This window comes from Rhizobium sp. 05L429 (genome assembly GCF_056397645.1).
In genome coordinates this window covers 147,482-163,094 of sequence record NZ_JBFTNV010000004.1, presented here as the reverse complement: position 1 = coordinate 163,094, position 15,613 = coordinate 147,482, and the positions used below count along the sequence as shown (strand labels likewise).

The window sequence follows — 15,613 nt, the reverse complement described above, 5'->3', positions numbered from 1 at the left end:
ACGAATAATATTGACTAACCCATCAGTCAATGAAAATTTCTTGACGCTTGACCACGAAAAACGCTCAAGGTGAGCCATGCTAGATACGAAGAAACTGACGCGTGCCGAGCAGAAGGCCCGCCGGCCCATAGAGATCCTGGATGCGGCGTTCGAAGAGTTCGTCGAGCGCGGCTATGTCGCGACGCGTGTCGAAGACATTGCCAGCAGGGTCGGGGTCACGAAGGGAACCGTCTATGTTTACTTCGAGACCAAGGAGCAGCTTTTCGAAGCGATGATCCGGCACATTTCAGTGCCCCTGGAAGGTCTTCTGGCGAGGGTAAATCAACAGAAGGGCACCGCCGTGGAGCGGCTCCAGAAGACGATCGAGCAGATCTACGATCTCATGATCAGCGATCGCCGATTGCGCGAGATGATGCGGTTCGTCATCGCCGAAGGCTTGCGCTTCCCCCAGATCGTCGACAGGCACCACGAGACATTCATCGATCCTCTCGACGGGCAATTGCAGTCCATTATCGATGACGGCGTAAGGCTCGGCGAGTTCCGATCGGGACCGGCTGCGTTCTCCGATGCCGTCGTGGCGCCGGCCATCACCTTCCTGTTCTTCAAGCTGCTCTTCGACGAGCGGCGAGTTCTCGACAAGACCGCCTATGTGAAAGCGCATATCGATCTCGTCCTCCACGGGTTGTTGGCCTGATCGGCACCGTGGCTGGTGGGCCAATGCGGCATCTTCAGGGTGAAAAACCCCTCCCCAACCCCTCCCCACAAGGGGGAGGGGCTGACCTGCCGCCCTGGCTTTCCAGAATTCTGATGTTTCGGAAGAAGCGGGGCGGTGCTCCGGTTTAGTCCCTCCCCCTTGTGGGGAGGGGTTGGGGAGGGGTCTTTGGTTCAGTAGAGACCGGGCTGATCTCTGACAGAATGAACCGGCTTCAAAATATCATTTACCGCGCACGACGCTGACGGTGGCTAAAAGCCTTTGCCGAGCGCACAGCCACCCGTCTCTTCCCATCGTGAAACCTTTCGATTTGTAATCCGCCGTCATGACCGGCGCGGAAATCCATTCGCAATCGATCACCCTCGAATTTCGGTCGAGCCAGACTTTTGGACACTGGCCCCCACAAATCGCAAATGGCTATGACTCTTTTCGCCTCGTTGGAACGTCGTTGTTGCGACCGTCGTCGAGCGGTCGGAACCCGACCCGAATGAGGACTGAGAGATGGATCTGGAAGGAAAGCGAATTGTGGTCGTCGGCGGGAGCCGCGGCCTGGGGAGGGGGCTCGCCGAGGCATTCGTGGCTCGCGCGGCCGAAGTCACCGTCGTCGCCCGAAACGCTGATGCCGCGCAGGGGTCAGGCGAGCAATCGACCGTCACCGCCATATCGGCTGATGCAACCGATGTCGACGCGGCGTGGCGGATCATGGAGCAGACGCGACCTGATGTCGTCATCATGAATGCCGGTGCGGAACCGCCCATGGAACGGATCGACAGGATTGGCTGGGAGGCATTCACGGCCAACTGGAATGTGGACGTCAAGGCAGCGCTGCATTGGGTGCAGGCTGCTCTGACCCTGCCGATGGCGCCGGGCGGGCTTGTCGTCCTGGTCTCCAGCGGAGCCGCCGTGCAAGGGTCGCCGCTATCGGGCGGTTATGCGGGTGCCAAGCGCGCGCAGTGGTTCATTGCAAAATATGCCGAGGGCCTGTCGGCGCAACTCAGTCTGGGTCTGCGCTTCCGGGTCATCGTTCCCCGGCAGATGTTTGCCGGAACCGGTGTGGGCGATACCGGCATCGGTGCCTATGCTGCGGCGGCGGGTCGGACATTTGCCGAACAGGCCGCCACCTGGCCGGACATGACGCCGTGGGCTTTTGGCGATATGGTCGCCGACCTGATCGGCAGGACTGCTCTCGCCGAGGCCATGGTCTACGCGGTGCGTGGGGATACGGGTGTGACGGTCATCGAATGACAGAAGACGCTGCTCTCGAAGACGAGGAGAGGAAAGCACTGCTCGCAGCGCTCGCCAGCGAAGCGGATGCGCTTCGCCCCGAACTGCATCGCTATGCTGCCCGTCTGGTGGGTTCTGTCATCGACGGCGAGGATGTGATTCAGGACGCGTTTGCCAGTGTATTTGCGACAGCCGGCTCGATCCCGCCGGACACGCCGCTGCGACCCTGGCTGTTTCGCATCGTCCATAACAGAGCCATAGATGCACTGCGCCGACGCAGCACGCTGCGATCTGAGCCCATTGAGATGGCTTTCGATCTGGCCGATATCAGCGCTGTCGGCGCGGAGGATGCGCTGATCCGGCAGGACGCGGTGCGGGTGGCGCTCAGCCACTTTGCAGAATTGCCGGTGCCGCAACGCAGCGCTGTCATCCTCAAGGATGTGCTGGGAGAGTCGCTTGCGGACATCGCAGCGCTGCTGGAACTGAGTGTCGATGCCGTCAAGGCCCATCTGTCGCGCGGTCGGGCGAGATTGCGCGCCATCTCCGACGTGCGGTCCGAGGTTCCGCCACCGCCGAGCCCCGAGGTCCTGAACTTCGCAGCGCTCTTCAACGCCCGGGACTGGGACGCTTTGCGTCGCCTGCTGGCGCAGGATGTTCGGCTTCGTCAGGCGCGACGGCCGGAAATCTCCGGTGCCGCCGACGTCGGTCGATTTTTCACCTATTATGCCGAATATCCGCCGGTCAGGATCGAACCGGCCTGGCTGGAAGGCCGGGAAATATTGCTGGTATCAGCCGAACCGCCTGATGGTTCTTCCTATTTCATGCTGCTCGAATGGCGGGAGCAAAAGATAAGCCTGATCCGCGACCATCGCTATGCGACCTATGTCATTGAAGGGGCTGATGTCGTGCTGGCTGCATCGCGGTGACCGACGTTGAGTAATGCGTGCCTTCTCGACGTCGGCTATGCGCCGATACCGTTGAAAAAGTCGGCTTCGGCCTTCCGTCCCGAACGTTGCGCCACGGCTTCTGTGCCACAAAAGAATGTGGTTTTAAATCCGATGACGTTCGTAGTGATCAGCGATGAATAGCAACGCTTTCTTCTGTCCTTCGGTAAGTTTTGCGCTACTCGAGCTTCGGTGACCAAGCCTATATTTTCGGTCTAATTCCAACAGGGTGTTGTGAATCTCGGTTGGAAGCGGCTCGACCGACTTGATCGTGGCACCGTGCTGATTTCCACCGGAGAACGTTTCGCCAGTCCTCCGATGGAAGACGTACAGCTGCTGTGTCGTGACGGAGCGAGTGGTAATCGTGTCTGCCTCGACCGAGACGACTAAACATGGCGGCGTTCCATGCCCGTCATGATGAACCGCATGAAGAATGTCACCTGGTACCAGCAAGCTAAGTAGTTCTTCTCGATTGAGGTTATGGAACTGGATATCATCATCGTGTTCGGTCAATGGACTGGCCTCAGTTTTGATTGCATCGAAGTTAGATGTCCGTCGGTGCGTTAGCAAACACAGACTTGAATGATCAGCCAAAGTCGAGCAGAGGCACGGTGTTGCGGGAGCCATAACGACATGATTCAATCGTCGCATTGATTTGCGCAGGATTGAGCGATGATGGGATGTCAGTCAGCTCCGGTGCAGCTCTTTTACGACTTCTGCCTTGATGATCACGTCCCTGTCGATCACATGCTGCGCGGGATCGACCGTCATCTCGAACTCGACAGCGTGCGAGCGCAGTTGAAGCCTTTCTACAGCAACACGGGTCGTCCTTGGATTGATCCCGAGCGATGATGCGGATGCTGATCATCGGTTACTGCATGGGTATTCGTTCGGAACGGCGGCTATGTGAAGAGGTCCACCTTAATCTCGCCTATCGGTGGTTCTGCCGCCTCGGCCTGGACGACAAGGTGCCCGATCACTCTAGCTTATCGAAGAACCGGCACGGCCGGTTCCGGCAGAGCGATATCCTGCGACATATGTTCGAGACGGTGGTGGAGCGTTGCCTCGCATATCGCTGCCGCAATTTAATAATTTGCGGCAGCGTCCAATAAAGACTGGAGATTGCTGGGAGGGTTCAAAAAACCAGCATGACATCTAGCTAGTCTCTGGCGGTCCACATGGGAAACGTCTCTCGTTGGTTTCCCGCTCTGACCGCCTCCAGGTAACGCGGCTTCCAAACGCCAGCAATGAAGACCTCCATCGTCGTGGGCAATTTCGGACGATCCTCGTGCTCCCCATGGAACCTTACGATGCCATTGTTCAAAGCGTCAGCACTCAGCGTGTCGTCCTGCCATTTTTCCGGCGTCCCGAACCGCGCCAGAAATTCAGCCTCCACGTCTTTGCGGGTCGTCTCGATGTATCGGTACTCCACCGGCCTGCCGATCTCCTTGCCAATGATCACGGCCAGTTCGTTCATCGAAACATCTTCCGAGCCGACTTCGAGAGTGACGCGGTGTCTGCCCGTCGGATTGGTCAGTTCCTTCGCTGCCAGCCATGCGATGTCATCGGTCGCCACCCAAGGCATCTTCAAATCAGGTTTGCAGAACCAGGCAATTCGACCGTATTTGGCAACCGGTCCCGTCCACGCAGACACGTCTTCCATGAACCAGGCGGCGCGCAGGTGGACCAGATTGATATTGCCGAGTTCGTTGAGCTTTTCGTCCAGATCGTGGAAACATTCGAAATGACCCGTTTTCCCCTTCACGTCTGAACCCATGGCCGTCAGGCTTACGGCCAGTTTGACGGAGGATTTTTCGAGCGCATCGACAAAGCGCTGGGCAACAGCGGGGTAGTGTCCCTCGATGTTGTTCCAATCGGTCTTCACCATGAGAAACGCGGCATCTGCACCCTGGAAAAATTGGTCAAGGTCTCCCGCTCCTGTGTCAAAGCTTCCCAGGAATGGCTCTGCTCCGAGCTCGACCAGTGCGTCAAGCGCTGGGCCACCTCTCGACAACGCTCTGACCTGATGCCCTGATCTCAGCAGGGTCCGGGTCAGCTTGGCGCCAACTCGTCCCGTGGCGCCGACGACAGAAATTCGCATGACAGTCTCCTTTCGGTTGTTGATCACCCGATTGTAGACTGTTGCAGTCCGTACGAATTTGGAGATAATGCCAAATGATCTCCAAATCGGGTCAATCCGCAAAACTGCCTTCCTGCTACGACGACTTTGATCCCGACTGGTCAGATCGCCCGGCCATCGCTGTCCGCCTCGACTTCAGTGACTATGAGGCTGAAGTGCCCCAGCACCAGCACAAGCAAGGGCAGCTCATTTTGGCTCTGCACGGAGCCGTCACATGCAGGACGGAGAATGGCATCTGGATTGTCCCACCGGACTGCGGAGTCTGGATACCCGGGGGCGTGCCCCACAGCAACCAGGTCACGTCCAACGCACGCCTGTCCTATCTGTTCGTTCAACCCGAAGCGGCCAAGCTGCCGCAGGAGTGCTGCACTCTGTCTGTGTCGCCGATGCTCCGCGAGATGATCCTCCGACTGGCGGATGTACCGGTCAATTCTGCTCCGGACGATCATGTCGGCCGTATGGTGCGGGTCTTGCTGGATGAACTCGCGCAAATGCCGATACAGGGGCTGGACTTGCCCGCGTCCAGCCATCCCAAAATCGCAGCGATCACTGCTGCCCTGATGGCGGAGCCGAGCGACCGTCGCACCCTGGTCGATTGGGCGGCACACGTTGCCATGAGTGAGCGATCCTTGAAGCGGCTGATGGTCCAGGAAACGGGACTGACCTTCGGCCGATGGCGGCGGCAACTGCACCTGGTCATCGCATTGCGCGAACTGGCCAGCGGCGCTACGGTCCAGAGGGTTTCGAGCGACTTGGGATATGAATCCGCTACCGCCTTTATCGTCATGTTCAAGAAGGCATTGGGCACAACACCAACACGCTACTTCGCGAGATGATTTGCCGAGTGGCCGAATTCGGCAACGCTGGTCGGCCTTTGCGGCACGTGCCATGACCGCAATGGGCCGGCTGCGGTCACGGTGGTATCTGCTACCGAATAGCGGATTTTCGCGTCCGTTGTGTTCTGCGGCAGTATGGTTCGGGTTTCTCCCCGACATGTCGGTCCGATCGAAGCCGTCGATGCACCTTCCGGTTTCCGGCAAGCACCAAGCTTGCCCCATCGTGAAACCTTTCGATCGGTAATCCGTTTCCGCTGGCATGACCGACGCAAAACTGAAACCGACATCGGTCGACGGCGCCAAGCCTGATGGTGCCGAGGAGACGCACCAGGGCAAGGCATCGACCGTCGAGGTCGCGCCGCCGCCAGATGTTATCGAACCCGATCCGGGCCTGACGCCCGAGGAGGCCGAGAGGGCGCGCAAGAAATATCTGCTGAAGCGTTTCTGGATCAGTGCGCGCGGCTACTGGGGCCGTGGCGGCGACGGTTTTGCCTGGCCATGCTCCATCGGGCTGTTGATCATGATCGGCATGAATGTCGGTTTCCAGTATGGGATCAACAGGTGGAACCGCGGCATATTCGACGCCATAGAGCGGCACGATGCCGGCACCGTCTATTATCTGAGCGCCGTCTTCCTGCCGCTGGTGGCCGGCAGCGTCGTCCTCGTCACCTGCCAGGTCTATGTCCGCATGATGATCCAGCGGCACTGGCGCCGGTGGCTGGCGACCGGGCTCATCGCGCGCTGGCTGGCGAACGGCCGTTACTATCAGCTGAACCTCATCGGCGGCGATCACAAGAACCCGGAGGCGCGTATTTCCGAGGATCTGCGGATTGCCACGGAGTCGCCCGTCGATTTCACCGCCGGCGTCATCTCGGCCTTTCTGTCGGCCTCGACCTTCATTGTGGTTCTCTGGACGATCGGTGGTGCCCTGACCCTGCCGATCGGTGGGATGTCGATCACCATTCCCGGCTTTCTCGTCGTCACGGCGGTGCTCTACGCGCTCATTACGTCGACGACGATCGCCGTCATCGGCCGACATTTCGTTCAGGTCTCCGAGGTTAAGAACCAGGTGGAAGCCGAGTTTCGCTATACGCTGACGCATGTGCGCGAAAACGGCGAGAGCATCGCGCTTCTCGGTGGTGAAGAGGAGGAGCGCAGCGACCTCGACAAGACGTTTTCCAATGTGCTGAGCCAATGGGCGCAGCTTGCCCATCAATATATGCGCACGACCTTCGTGTCGCATGGGTCGATGCTGATTGCGCCTGTCGTACCGGTGCTGCTTTGCGCGCCGAAGTTTCTGGAAGGCAGCATGACGCTGGGTGAGGTGATGCAGGCAGCGTCAGCCTTCGCGATCGTCCAGACCGCTTTCGGTTGGCTCGTCGACAACTACCCGCGGCTTGCCGACTGGAACGCCTGCGCGCGGCGCGTCGCCTCATTGATGATGTCGCTCGACGGGCTGGAACGCGCAGAACAGAGCGACGCGCTCGGACGCATCCAGCATGGTGAGACGGAAGGCGAGGCGATACTCAGCCTCAACGATCTCGCCGTGTCGCTGGATGACGGTACTGCCGTGGTCACGGAAACCCAGGTGGAGATCGAGCCAGGCGAGCGGGTGCTCGTGGCCGGTGAATCCGGCTCGGGCAAGAGCACGCTGGTGCGCGCCATCTCCGGTCTCTGGCCGTGGGGTCGCGGCAGCGTCGATTTCCACGCCGACAGGCGGTTGTTCATGCTGCCGCAGCGGCCCTATATCCCCTCGGGCACGCTGCGCCGCGCCGTCGCCTATCCCAATGCCGCCGACGGCTGGCCGCTGGATGAGATCAAGAACGCGCTCGACAAGGTCGGGCTCGCCTATCTCAACGAGAAGCTCGAGGATGACGCGCCGTGGGACCAGACGCTGTCGGGCGGCGAAAAGCAGCGGCTCGCCTTCGCGCGCCTGCTGCTGCACAATCCCGATATCATCGTACTCGACGAGGCGACGTCAGCTCTCGATGAGAAGAGCCAGGACAAGATGATGGAGATGGTGATCCGGGAATTGCCCAAGGTCACCATCGTCAGCGTCGCGCACCGCGTCGAGCTCGAAGCCTTCCACAGCCGCAAGATCACCCTGGAGCGGCGCGAGGGCGGTGCAAAGCTCGTGAGCGACATCGATCTCGTCCCCCGCAGGAAAAAAGGGAATGTGCTCTCACGCCTTCTGGACAAGCGGCCGAAGGGCAGCACGAGTTCCAGCAAGGCGGCGGCGCAGAAGAAGAGCTGAAGGGCGCCGAGGCGAGTCACGGCTGCCGCGAGCATATCTCTTGCGAACGGCCGGTTACGCCGTTGCCAAGAGATTTTTCTGAAAACGATGGGTCAGCACAGTAGGACCTGTGGTGCTGCCTTCCGGCATCCACAGATAATCTTCAAAGGTCCGAGAGAGCGTCCATCCCTCTCGCTGATAGAAATTTTCGGCGCGGCTGTTGCCCGCCGTACAGAACAACTCGGCCTCCCGCACCCCGTTTTCCGAGAGCTTTCGCTCCGCAAAGGAGAGAAGCTTTTGCGCTATGCCTTGCCCGCGCATTCCTGCCGACATAGAGTTTGACGATTTCCGCGTCTTTTACCGTCACGAATCCCCGCAGCTCGGTGTCGATGGCGACGTGGAAGGTGTCTCGCGCCTCGCCCAGCCAGGTATGAAAGTGGTCTATCGTCCTGAACGCCAGAACCTCCGGGGGCACAAGGGCGGCGTGGGCATCATGCCACCCCTGGTGCCATAGGCGCACGATGCCAGCTTGGTTTGCCGCTTCCGCCAGCCGAATTGTGAGCACTGAAATACCTTTCGAATTTGTGGCTATCTCCGGAGTGTTCGCATATGGAGCTGTACAATCTATTGAATACAAATTATTATTAACTGCTAATAATAAAGCATTCACCGATCTTCTCTATAAAAGAGATAAGCGTAAGAGGGAGGCGCCTCTGTTTATTGTATCGGTATTGGATGAGGGCGAAGAGAGAAACTTCGTTGCCGTTGCTTTACACATCAGCGACGGCCAGGTTCACATCGATGTCGGCGGCGTCGAGCACCATTTCGAGCTTGTCGACCTGATCGACATTCTCTCGGTCGAACATCGTCGCACCCATGATCTGAAAGGGCGCGTGCGCGCTCGTGCGGCGTGCCATTAATCACTGTCCCGCCCGGCATCGACTGAGTGCCGGGCCTTGGCCAGGCCCCTTGCCGGGGCCGGCATCGATCGCGTTCGCAGTCCGCTGCCGGACGCCGTTGGGCATCGACTGACGTCAAAACTTATCCGTGATTTGGGGAACCTCGACCGGCAGGCGAAGTTGTCCCCGATGACCAATGAAGCACAATGGAGGTTTCTCATGCTTCTGAAGTTCATCACGGCATCCATTCTTTCCATCGGGCTGGCCACCTCGGCGATGGGGCAATCATCGGGTGCGGGCGGCGGCGCAGGCGGCGCGGCGGGAGGTGCGGGTGGTACTTCCGGCAACGGTACGATCGGCTCCGGCGCATCTGGCGGGGCTGGTACATCCGGCAGCGTCGGCACGGGTACCAATAGCGGGAATACGCTGGCACCGGACGCAAACAGCACTACCAACAGCATCGTCCCCGATCCCGGTAGCACGAACCCGTCCGTGCGCGGCCCCTCCGGGACCGGCAATGGCATGGGCACCGGGACGCCCGATTGCAATGGCATGACCAGCACCGGCTCCTCGGCAGGGCTTCCCGGCGGGGATTCATCCGCACAGGTCCGCCCCAACTGCTAGCAGGACTTTCAGGCGAGATCGGGCGGCGGATCGTGGTTGACTGATGTCAAAGACCACATCGGATGGGATTGCTAACGTCGTGATATCAGTCACGGAGGGCAGCCATCATGGCCATCACGACAGTTCTGAGCATCCTCAAAAGCAACAGATATGAGCAGGATCTGAAAAGCGCGGCGAGCTTCTGCGCCGCGTATGGGGCACATCTGACAGCGCTTGCCGTTTTCATGGGCGCGGCGCCGTCGCTCGGGGAATACAATGCCATCTCCACCATCTGGCTGGATGAGAGGCAGCGGGAGATCGACGAACTCGCCTCGACGGGCGCCAAAATCAGGGAGACGCTTTCCACCAGCGACCTCTCGTTCGAGGTCCAGGATCTCTATACCGAATTTGCCTGGGCCGACGAAGATATCGCACAGCGTGCGCTTTATGCCGACGTCGTGCTCCTGGGATCCGATGCGGCCGAGGACGCGAGTTTCAGAAAGCGGATCTTCGATGGTGCGCTTTTTCAGGCGCCGACGCCGATCCTGATCAACCGCGGGCGACACGCGATCACCACATCGCCAAGAGCCGTCATCCTTGCATGGGATTCCAGCAACGAGGCGGCGCGGGCGGCCCGCCAGTCGCTCGATCTCCTGGAAAAGGCCGAGATCGTTCATGTGACCATGGTCGACCCGATGGCGCGGACAGGCGTGAACGGCGAAGAGCCGGGTGCCGATATAGCGGCCTTCCTTGCCCGCCACGGCGTCAAGGTGCAGGTCGATCGCCTTTCGAGCGAAGGCAAGAGCGCCGACGAGATCATCACCAGGCACGCAGTGGATATGGGCGCGGACCTCATCGTCATGGGGGCTTACAACCACCCGAGATGGCAGCAGAGCCTGTTCGGCGGCGTGACCCGCAGGATGATCGAGGATTGCAAGCTGCCGCTGTTTCTCGCCCACTGAACGAGACAACCGATAAACATCGCCGCTGTCGTCTGCGGTCCCGATGGGACAAAGGTGACGGCGACGTCGTCTATTTCCCCGGTAACGGTTGCGGGGAAGCAGGCTGCCGATCCTGAATCCGAATTGCAGCCCTTGGAAATCTCCCCGATCCCAGACAAAATCATCCCGCTCTAACTTCTGGGGGAGACTCTGATGGAAAACCACGAGCCGTTTTTACGCGAGGCGATTGCGCTCTCGAAATCCGCCATGGAAAACGGAGACGAGCCGTTTGGCTCGGTGCTGGTGAAGGACGGCGAAGTCATCCTGCGTGCCGAAAACAGCGTCTTTACCGGCCACGATATGACGAACCACGCCGAGCTGAACCTGATCAAACTGGCGGCGCAGCACTACGACACCGCATATCTTGCTGACTGCACGCTCTACACCAGCACGGAGCCGTGCGCGATGTGCTCCGGGGCGATTTACTGGTCGGGCATCGGGCGAATGGTGTTTGCTTGCTCCGAAGCGCGGCTGGGCGAGATCGCCGGGATCGGTTTGAACGTGCCGAGCCGGGCGGTGCTGCAAACCGGGGCGCGCATCGTCACCGTCGATGGACCGAACATTGAAGAGGAAGCCGCCGCAGTCCATCAGGAATTCTGGCCGAAGCATCTGGCCAAGGCTTAGAGCTCGGCTCAGGGGTCGCGATGAGGGCCTAGCGTAGCGCCCGCAGCGCGTTCAGGATCACGGCCACATCGATTACTTCCTGCAGCATGGCGCCTGTCACCGGCGGCAGGAAGCCGGCGCCGGCGAAGAGCATGGCGATGAGCGAGAGACCAATGCCTGCGAGAATGCTCTGGATAGCGATGGCGCGGGAACGTCTTGCAATTTCGATGGCGGAGGCGATCCTGTTCAAGTCGTTGCGGATCAGGACGATGTCGGCGGCTTCGGCCGCGGCCGCGAGATTGGTGGCGCCGACGGCGATGCCGACATCGGCGGCTGCGAGTGCCGGAGCGTCGTTGACGCCGTCGCCGACCATGAGAACCTTTCCGCCCAGGCGTTTGCTCGCCGCGCGTTCCCTGGCGATGACCTCGACCTTCTCGGCGGGAGACAGTCGCGCCTCGACGGCATCCAGCGACAGGGAGCCGGCAATGGCGGCGGCGACGCTGCGCTCATCGCCGCTCGCAAGCACAATCCGGCCAAAACCCAGCTTGCGCAGCTTGGCCACGAGGTCGACGGCATCGCCGCGCAGGCGATCCTCGAAACCGATTTCGCCGGCAAGCTGGCCGTCGAAGAAGACCTTTGCCTGCATTCTGCCTTTCCCCTCGGCGGGGCGGGAGGGCTTGCCATCCGGCGTGAAGTAATTGTCGCCGCCAACGCTTACCCTGATACCGTCGACAAGCCCGGAAATGCCGGCACCTGCAAGCTCCGATACGTCGGTCGGGCGCGAGAGTGTCAGCTGGCGCCTCCGCGCCTCCCTGACGATCGCACGGCCGACCACATGCGACGATGCCTGGTCCAGCGAGGCGGCGAGACGCAAGATCCTTTCCGTGCCTTCGGGCCCCTCGATGGAGACGACCTCGGGATCGCCCGCCGTCAGCGTGCCGGTCTTGTCGAAGACCGCGACGGAGGCGTCGGCCAGGATCTCCAGCGGACCTGCGCCCTTCACCAGCACGCCCGCCTTTGCAGCCTTCGAGGTTCCGGCCGCAAGGGCGACGGGAACGGCCAGGATCAGCGGGCAGGGGGTCGCCACGACGAGAACCGCGACGATCCGCGCCATGTCACCGGACAGGATGGCGGAGCCGAGCGCGATTGCCAGCGTCAGGAGAAGAAAGGCGATCGCATATCGATCGGCGAGCCGCGCTATCCGCGCCTTGGAACGCCGGGATGCCTCGACCAGTTTGACGATGCCGGAATAGGTGCTGTCCTCGGCGCGGCTTTCCACCCTGATCTCGATCGCGTCCCCGGCATTGGTGGCGCCGCTTTCGATCCGCTCGCCCCTCTGCAGGTGAACCGGGAAGGCCTCGCCGGTCAGGACGGATTGATCGATCGATGCATTGTCCGACATCAGCGTACCATCGGCCGGGATGACATCACCTCTGCGGATCATCAGGATATCGCCGACCGCAATGTCCGGAATGGGAACTTCTTCCATGCCGTTTTCCAGGAGGCGAAGTGCCGTTCGCGGCACCTGGGCCAGCAGGGCCGACATGCCTTCGTCGGCCCGCCGATGCGCATAGGCTTCCAGAAACTGGCCGCCGGCATACATCAGCGCGACGATCGCTCCTGCCAGATATTCACCGAACCAGAGGGTAGAGCCCATGGCGAGTGCCGCGATCAGGTCGAGACCAAAATCGCCGTTTCTGAGCTTGGCCACGATGTCGATCAACAGGAATGCGAGGGCGGTGCTGGTGCTTGCCGCAAGGGCAAGGCGGCTTGCGGAACCGTAATCCAGCAGGAAAAGGACGAACGCGCCCGCCAGACCTGTGACCGCTGCCGCCGCCATGATCGTCGACCTCAACCCGACATCGGGCAGCCATGCGTGCAATTTCCCGAAAATGCGAATTCGCGGATGCGCTTTCGGTTCGTCCAGAACGCTCATGGCCCGCACGCCTCCCATGTTCCGGTTGGGCGTTTCCTCTTGGCTGCGCAGGATCGATGCTTTGAACTCGTCGCCTGGCACCCGTCATGCGGTCAGGAATCTGGCATAACTACAGGATTTCTCCTTGATCTCACTCAAGCTGCACCGGCTTTTCAGGTTGAGGTCCGGAACCCCTGACGGGCATGGCAACCATGCGCCATTGCGGAGATCGGATCCGCCTTTCCGGCTCTACTCGCTCGGTGACGCGTGCTCGGAAGTTTGCTGTGACCGCGTGCCATCGCGGTTCATCAGCTTCACGGAGATGAATGCCGATCCGAGAACCGCCAGTGAACTGACCAGAAATACGGCCGAAAGTCCTGCCTCGGTTGCGACCAGGCCAAGCGCCGGCCCCGATATGCCGAGCGCAAGGTCAAGGCAGGCCGTATAAGCACCCATCGCCAGACCTCGGCTTTCGGGTGGTGCGCGGCGAACGGCTTCAACGCCAAGGCCGGGAAAGACCAGCGCATAACCGAAGCCGACGAGACCGGCGCCGAGGGCAGCCGGCAGCGTCGAGGGTGCCAGGCCCATCAGCACGAGCCCGGCGACCTCGATCAGAACGCAGATGAGCGCAACCTTTGCGCCGCCCAGCCGATCGGGCAGATGGCCAAAGGCCAGGCGGGCGATGACCAGGGCAACAGCATAGGTCGTAAAAGCCAGCCAGACAGGCGTCCAGCCATTCGCGGCAAAGAGCAGCGAAGCGAAAGAGAGGATTACGCCGAAACCGATACTGCTGAGCGCGGCTCCGAGACCCGGCAACCAGATCTGCCGGGCAACGGCAAGGATTCCGGCTCTACGGCGATGCTCCGGCGGCGTTGCGCGAAGAGGGAAGACGACAGCCAGCGTCAGAAGCGGCGCAATCAGGGTGGCTACTGCGATGGCAGCAAATCCGCCGGCGCTGTAAAGTGCGATGCCGAGCGGCGCGCCGGCGGCGAAAGCAGCGAACATCGCCGTTCCCATCCAGGCGATGACCTTGCCGGCATTGCTCGCTCCGACGAGGCCGAGCCCCCACACGGTCGCGCCTGTAATGATGAAGCTTTCCGCACCGCCCAGAACTGCGCGGCCGGCCAGCAGGACACTCAGGGCGATGATCGGATGAGCTGTGAACCATAAGGAGAGCAGATAGAGAAGGCCGGCGGCGGAAGCTGCAACAAGGCCAAAAATGACCGAGTATTTCGGGCCTCTGCGATCACAGACATTGCCCGACCAGACGCGCGAGAAGAGCGAGGCGGCGAACTGACTGCCGGTTACCAATCCGACGACGAACGTGCCATAGCCGAGATCCTGGTGGACATGCAGCGGCAAGACCGGCAGGGCCAGGCCAATCACGAGGAAGGCGACAAGCACCATGATCATTATCGGCAAAAGCGTCATGATCACGGTGCGCCTGGAGGCTGGAGCCAGCGACGTCGTCGACATTACGGTGCGTCCTTGGTCCGGTCGGCCGTGAACCTAGTAAGCCTGAACCGTGGGCCGGAACAGGACTTCGTTGATGTCGACGTCATCAGGCTGGCTGATGGCGAAAGCCACCGTGCGGGCGAAGGAGCTGGCCGGAATGGCTTATGACGATGATCTTGCCGGCAATACCTTCCGTCATGGTTTCAAGCCTCCTCGAAGACCTTGCGGGCGACCGACAGGGCCGTGCTGGCAACCGGCCAGCCGCCATAGAATGCAAGATGGGTGATGGTTTCGACGATCTCGTCGCGGGTGACGCCGTTATCGAGCGCGCGCTTCAAATGAAACGGCAACTCATTGTGCCGGTAGAGCGCAATCAGCGCCGTAATCGTCACGAGGCTGCGATCGCGCGGCGACAGGTTCGGGCGCTCCCAAAGGTCACCAAAAAGAACCTTGTCGGTATAGTCGGCCAAAGCGGGGGCGATATCGCCGAAGGCTTTACGGCCATTGGATGGTGTATCTGCCATTGCTGTGTTTCCTGGTAAAAGAGGGGCCACGGCAAGCATCGTCGTGGCGGCAAGGAACGAGCGTCGATCCATGAGACGCTCCTCCGGTTCAGCGGCGATATTGCTCGTCGGAAACTTTCTCCATCCAGTCGACGTTCCTGCCGTCGAGCTTTTCCTGGATGGCGATATGGCTCATGGCCGCAGTTTCGCTCGCGCCGTGCCAGTGCTTTTCGCCGGCGGGGAACCAGACGACATCACCAGGGCGGATTTCCTCGACCGGGCCGCCATCACGCTGCACCAGGCCAAGACCGGACACGACGATCAGCGTCTGGCCGAGCGGATGCGTGTGCCAGGCTGTACGCGCGCCGGGCTCGAAGGTGACGAGAGCGCCGGCGGCGCGGGCCGGTTCCGGGGGCGCGAAGAGCGGATCGATCCGTACCGTGCCCGTAAACCAGTCTTCGGGGCCTTTGACCGAAGGCTGCGAGCCGCTGCGTCTGATATCCATGATCGTCTCCATTGCTGCTTGGCGAGTGATGTCCGCCATT

The 15,613-nt window shown here is 60.8% G+C and carries 16 protein-coding genes and 2 pseudogenes; 10 read left to right on the top strand and 8 right to left on the bottom strand.

Going from position 1 to position 15,613, the window contains the following annotated elements:
- Positions 1–76: 76 nt before the first annotated feature.
- The 3 genes from AC1DNW_RS05595 (at position 77) to AC1DNW_RS05585 (ending at position 2,862) form a co-directional block, all read left to right on the top strand.
- Complete coding sequence (locus AC1DNW_RS05595) at positions 77–694, top strand: TetR/AcrR family transcriptional regulator (protein WP_113307806.1); 618 nt, start codon at positions 77–79, stop codon at positions 692–694.
- A gap of 519 nt (positions 695–1,213) precedes the next feature.
- Positions 1,214–1,957, top strand: a complete 744-nt coding sequence (locus tag AC1DNW_RS05590) for an SDR family NAD(P)-dependent oxidoreductase (protein ID WP_113307805.1) — start codon at positions 1,214–1,216, stop codon at positions 1,955–1,957.
- A complete protein-coding gene (locus AC1DNW_RS05585) occupies positions 1,954–2,862 on the top strand; it encodes an RNA polymerase sigma factor (protein WP_113307804.1) in 909 nt (302 codons plus the stop codon). Before AC1DNW_RS05590 ends, AC1DNW_RS05585 begins: the two co-directional genes overlap by 4 nt.
- A gap of 123 nt (positions 2,863–2,985) precedes the next feature.
- On the opposite strand, the gene AC1DNW_RS05580 is transcribed toward AC1DNW_RS05585, so the two are convergent.
- On the bottom strand, positions 2,986–3,393 hold the full coding sequence (locus tag AC1DNW_RS05580; protein ID WP_113307803.1) for a hypothetical protein: 408 nt from the start codon (positions 3,391–3,393) through the stop codon (positions 2,986–2,988).
- Between the two features lie 159 nt (positions 3,394–3,552).
- Between AC1DNW_RS05580 and AC1DNW_RS05575 the strand changes: the two are divergent.
- Positions 3,553–3,950: pseudogene (locus AC1DNW_RS05575) on the top strand (transposase); the annotation flags it as partial.
- Between the two features lie 89 nt (positions 3,951–4,039).
- Here AC1DNW_RS05575 and AC1DNW_RS05570 read toward each other — a convergent pair.
- Entirely contained in the window at positions 4,040–4,981 is a 942-nt protein-coding gene (locus AC1DNW_RS05570) for an NmrA family NAD(P)-binding protein (RefSeq protein ID WP_113307802.1), read from the bottom strand.
- A 74-nt stretch (positions 4,982–5,055) separates the two neighbouring features.
- Between AC1DNW_RS05570 and AC1DNW_RS05565 the strand changes: the two genes are divergently transcribed.
- Together AC1DNW_RS05565 and AC1DNW_RS05560 are read left to right on the top strand one after the other, a co-directional pair.
- Positions 5,056–5,856, top strand: coding sequence for an AraC family transcriptional regulator (locus tag AC1DNW_RS05565; protein ID WP_113307801.1), 801 nt, complete (start codon positions 5,056–5,058; stop codon positions 5,854–5,856).
- A 259-nt stretch (positions 5,857–6,115) separates the two neighbouring features.
- A complete protein-coding gene (locus AC1DNW_RS05560; RefSeq protein ID WP_113307800.1) occupies positions 6,116–8,110 on the top strand; it encodes an ABC transporter ATP-binding protein/permease in 1,995 nt (664 codons plus the stop codon).
- Between the two features lie 54 nt (positions 8,111–8,164).
- Here the strand turns inward: AC1DNW_RS05560 and AC1DNW_RS05555 are convergent, their stop codons facing one another.
- The gene (locus tag AC1DNW_RS05555; protein ID WP_477852169.1) at positions 8,165–8,422 is read right to left on the bottom strand and encodes a GNAT family N-acetyltransferase; all 258 of its coding nucleotides are present in this window, start codon (positions 8,420–8,422) and stop codon (positions 8,165–8,167) included.
- Positions 8,423–8,610: 188 nt separating this feature from the next.
- On the opposite strand from AC1DNW_RS05555, the gene AC1DNW_RS05550 reads away from it, so the two are divergent.
- The 4 genes from AC1DNW_RS05550 (at position 8,611) to AC1DNW_RS05535 (ending at position 11,216) form a co-directional block, all read left to right on the top strand.
- Positions 8,611–9,009 carry a hypothetical protein gene (locus tag AC1DNW_RS05550; RefSeq protein ID WP_477852168.1) on the top strand — a complete coding sequence of 133 codons (399 nt, stop codon included), beginning with the start codon at positions 8,611–8,613 and terminating at the stop codon, positions 9,007–9,009.
- 198 nt (positions 9,010–9,207) lie between these two features.
- Positions 9,208–9,612: a hypothetical protein gene (locus tag AC1DNW_RS05545; RefSeq protein WP_113307799.1), complete on the top strand. Its 405-nt coding sequence runs from the start codon at positions 9,208–9,210 to the stop codon at positions 9,610–9,612.
- A gap of 107 nt (positions 9,613–9,719) precedes the next feature.
- Complete coding sequence (locus AC1DNW_RS05540; RefSeq protein WP_113307798.1) at positions 9,720–10,553, top strand: universal stress protein; 834 nt, start codon at positions 9,720–9,722, stop codon at positions 10,551–10,553.
- 192 nt (positions 10,554–10,745) lie between these two features.
- On the top strand, positions 10,746–11,216 hold the full coding sequence (locus AC1DNW_RS05535; RefSeq protein WP_113307797.1) for a nucleoside deaminase: 471 nt from the start codon (positions 10,746–10,748) through the stop codon (positions 11,214–11,216).
- A gap of 28 nt (positions 11,217–11,244) precedes the next feature.
- On the opposite strand, the gene AC1DNW_RS05530 is transcribed toward AC1DNW_RS05535, so the two are convergent.
- The 5 genes and pseudogenes from AC1DNW_RS05530 to AC1DNW_RS05510 form a co-directional block, all read right to left on the bottom strand.
- Positions 11,245–13,035 carry a heavy metal translocating P-type ATPase gene (locus AC1DNW_RS05530; RefSeq protein ID WP_477852211.1) on the bottom strand — a complete coding sequence of 597 codons (1,791 nt, stop codon included), beginning with the start codon at positions 13,033–13,035 and terminating at the stop codon, positions 11,245–11,247.
- A gap of 324 nt (positions 13,036–13,359) precedes the next feature.
- Positions 13,360–14,586 (bottom strand): arabinose transporter, encoded by a 1,227-nt coding sequence (locus AC1DNW_RS05525; protein WP_113307795.1) that lies wholly within the window; start codon positions 14,584–14,586, stop codon positions 13,360–13,362.
- Between the two features lie 33 nt (positions 14,587–14,619).
- A pseudogene (locus AC1DNW_RS05520) lies at positions 14,620–14,727 on the bottom strand (oxidoreductase); the annotation flags it as partial.
- 41 nt (positions 14,728–14,768) lie between these two features.
- Positions 14,769–15,089 carry a carboxymuconolactone decarboxylase family protein gene (locus AC1DNW_RS05515; protein WP_113301859.1) on the bottom strand — a complete coding sequence of 107 codons (321 nt, stop codon included), beginning with the start codon at positions 15,087–15,089 and terminating at the stop codon, positions 14,769–14,771.
- An 88-nt stretch (positions 15,090–15,177) separates the two neighbouring features.
- Positions 15,178–15,573, bottom strand: coding sequence for a (R)-mandelonitrile lyase (locus AC1DNW_RS05510; RefSeq protein ID WP_113307819.1), 396 nt, complete (start codon positions 15,571–15,573; stop codon positions 15,178–15,180).
- Positions 15,574–15,613: the final 40 nt, after the last annotated feature.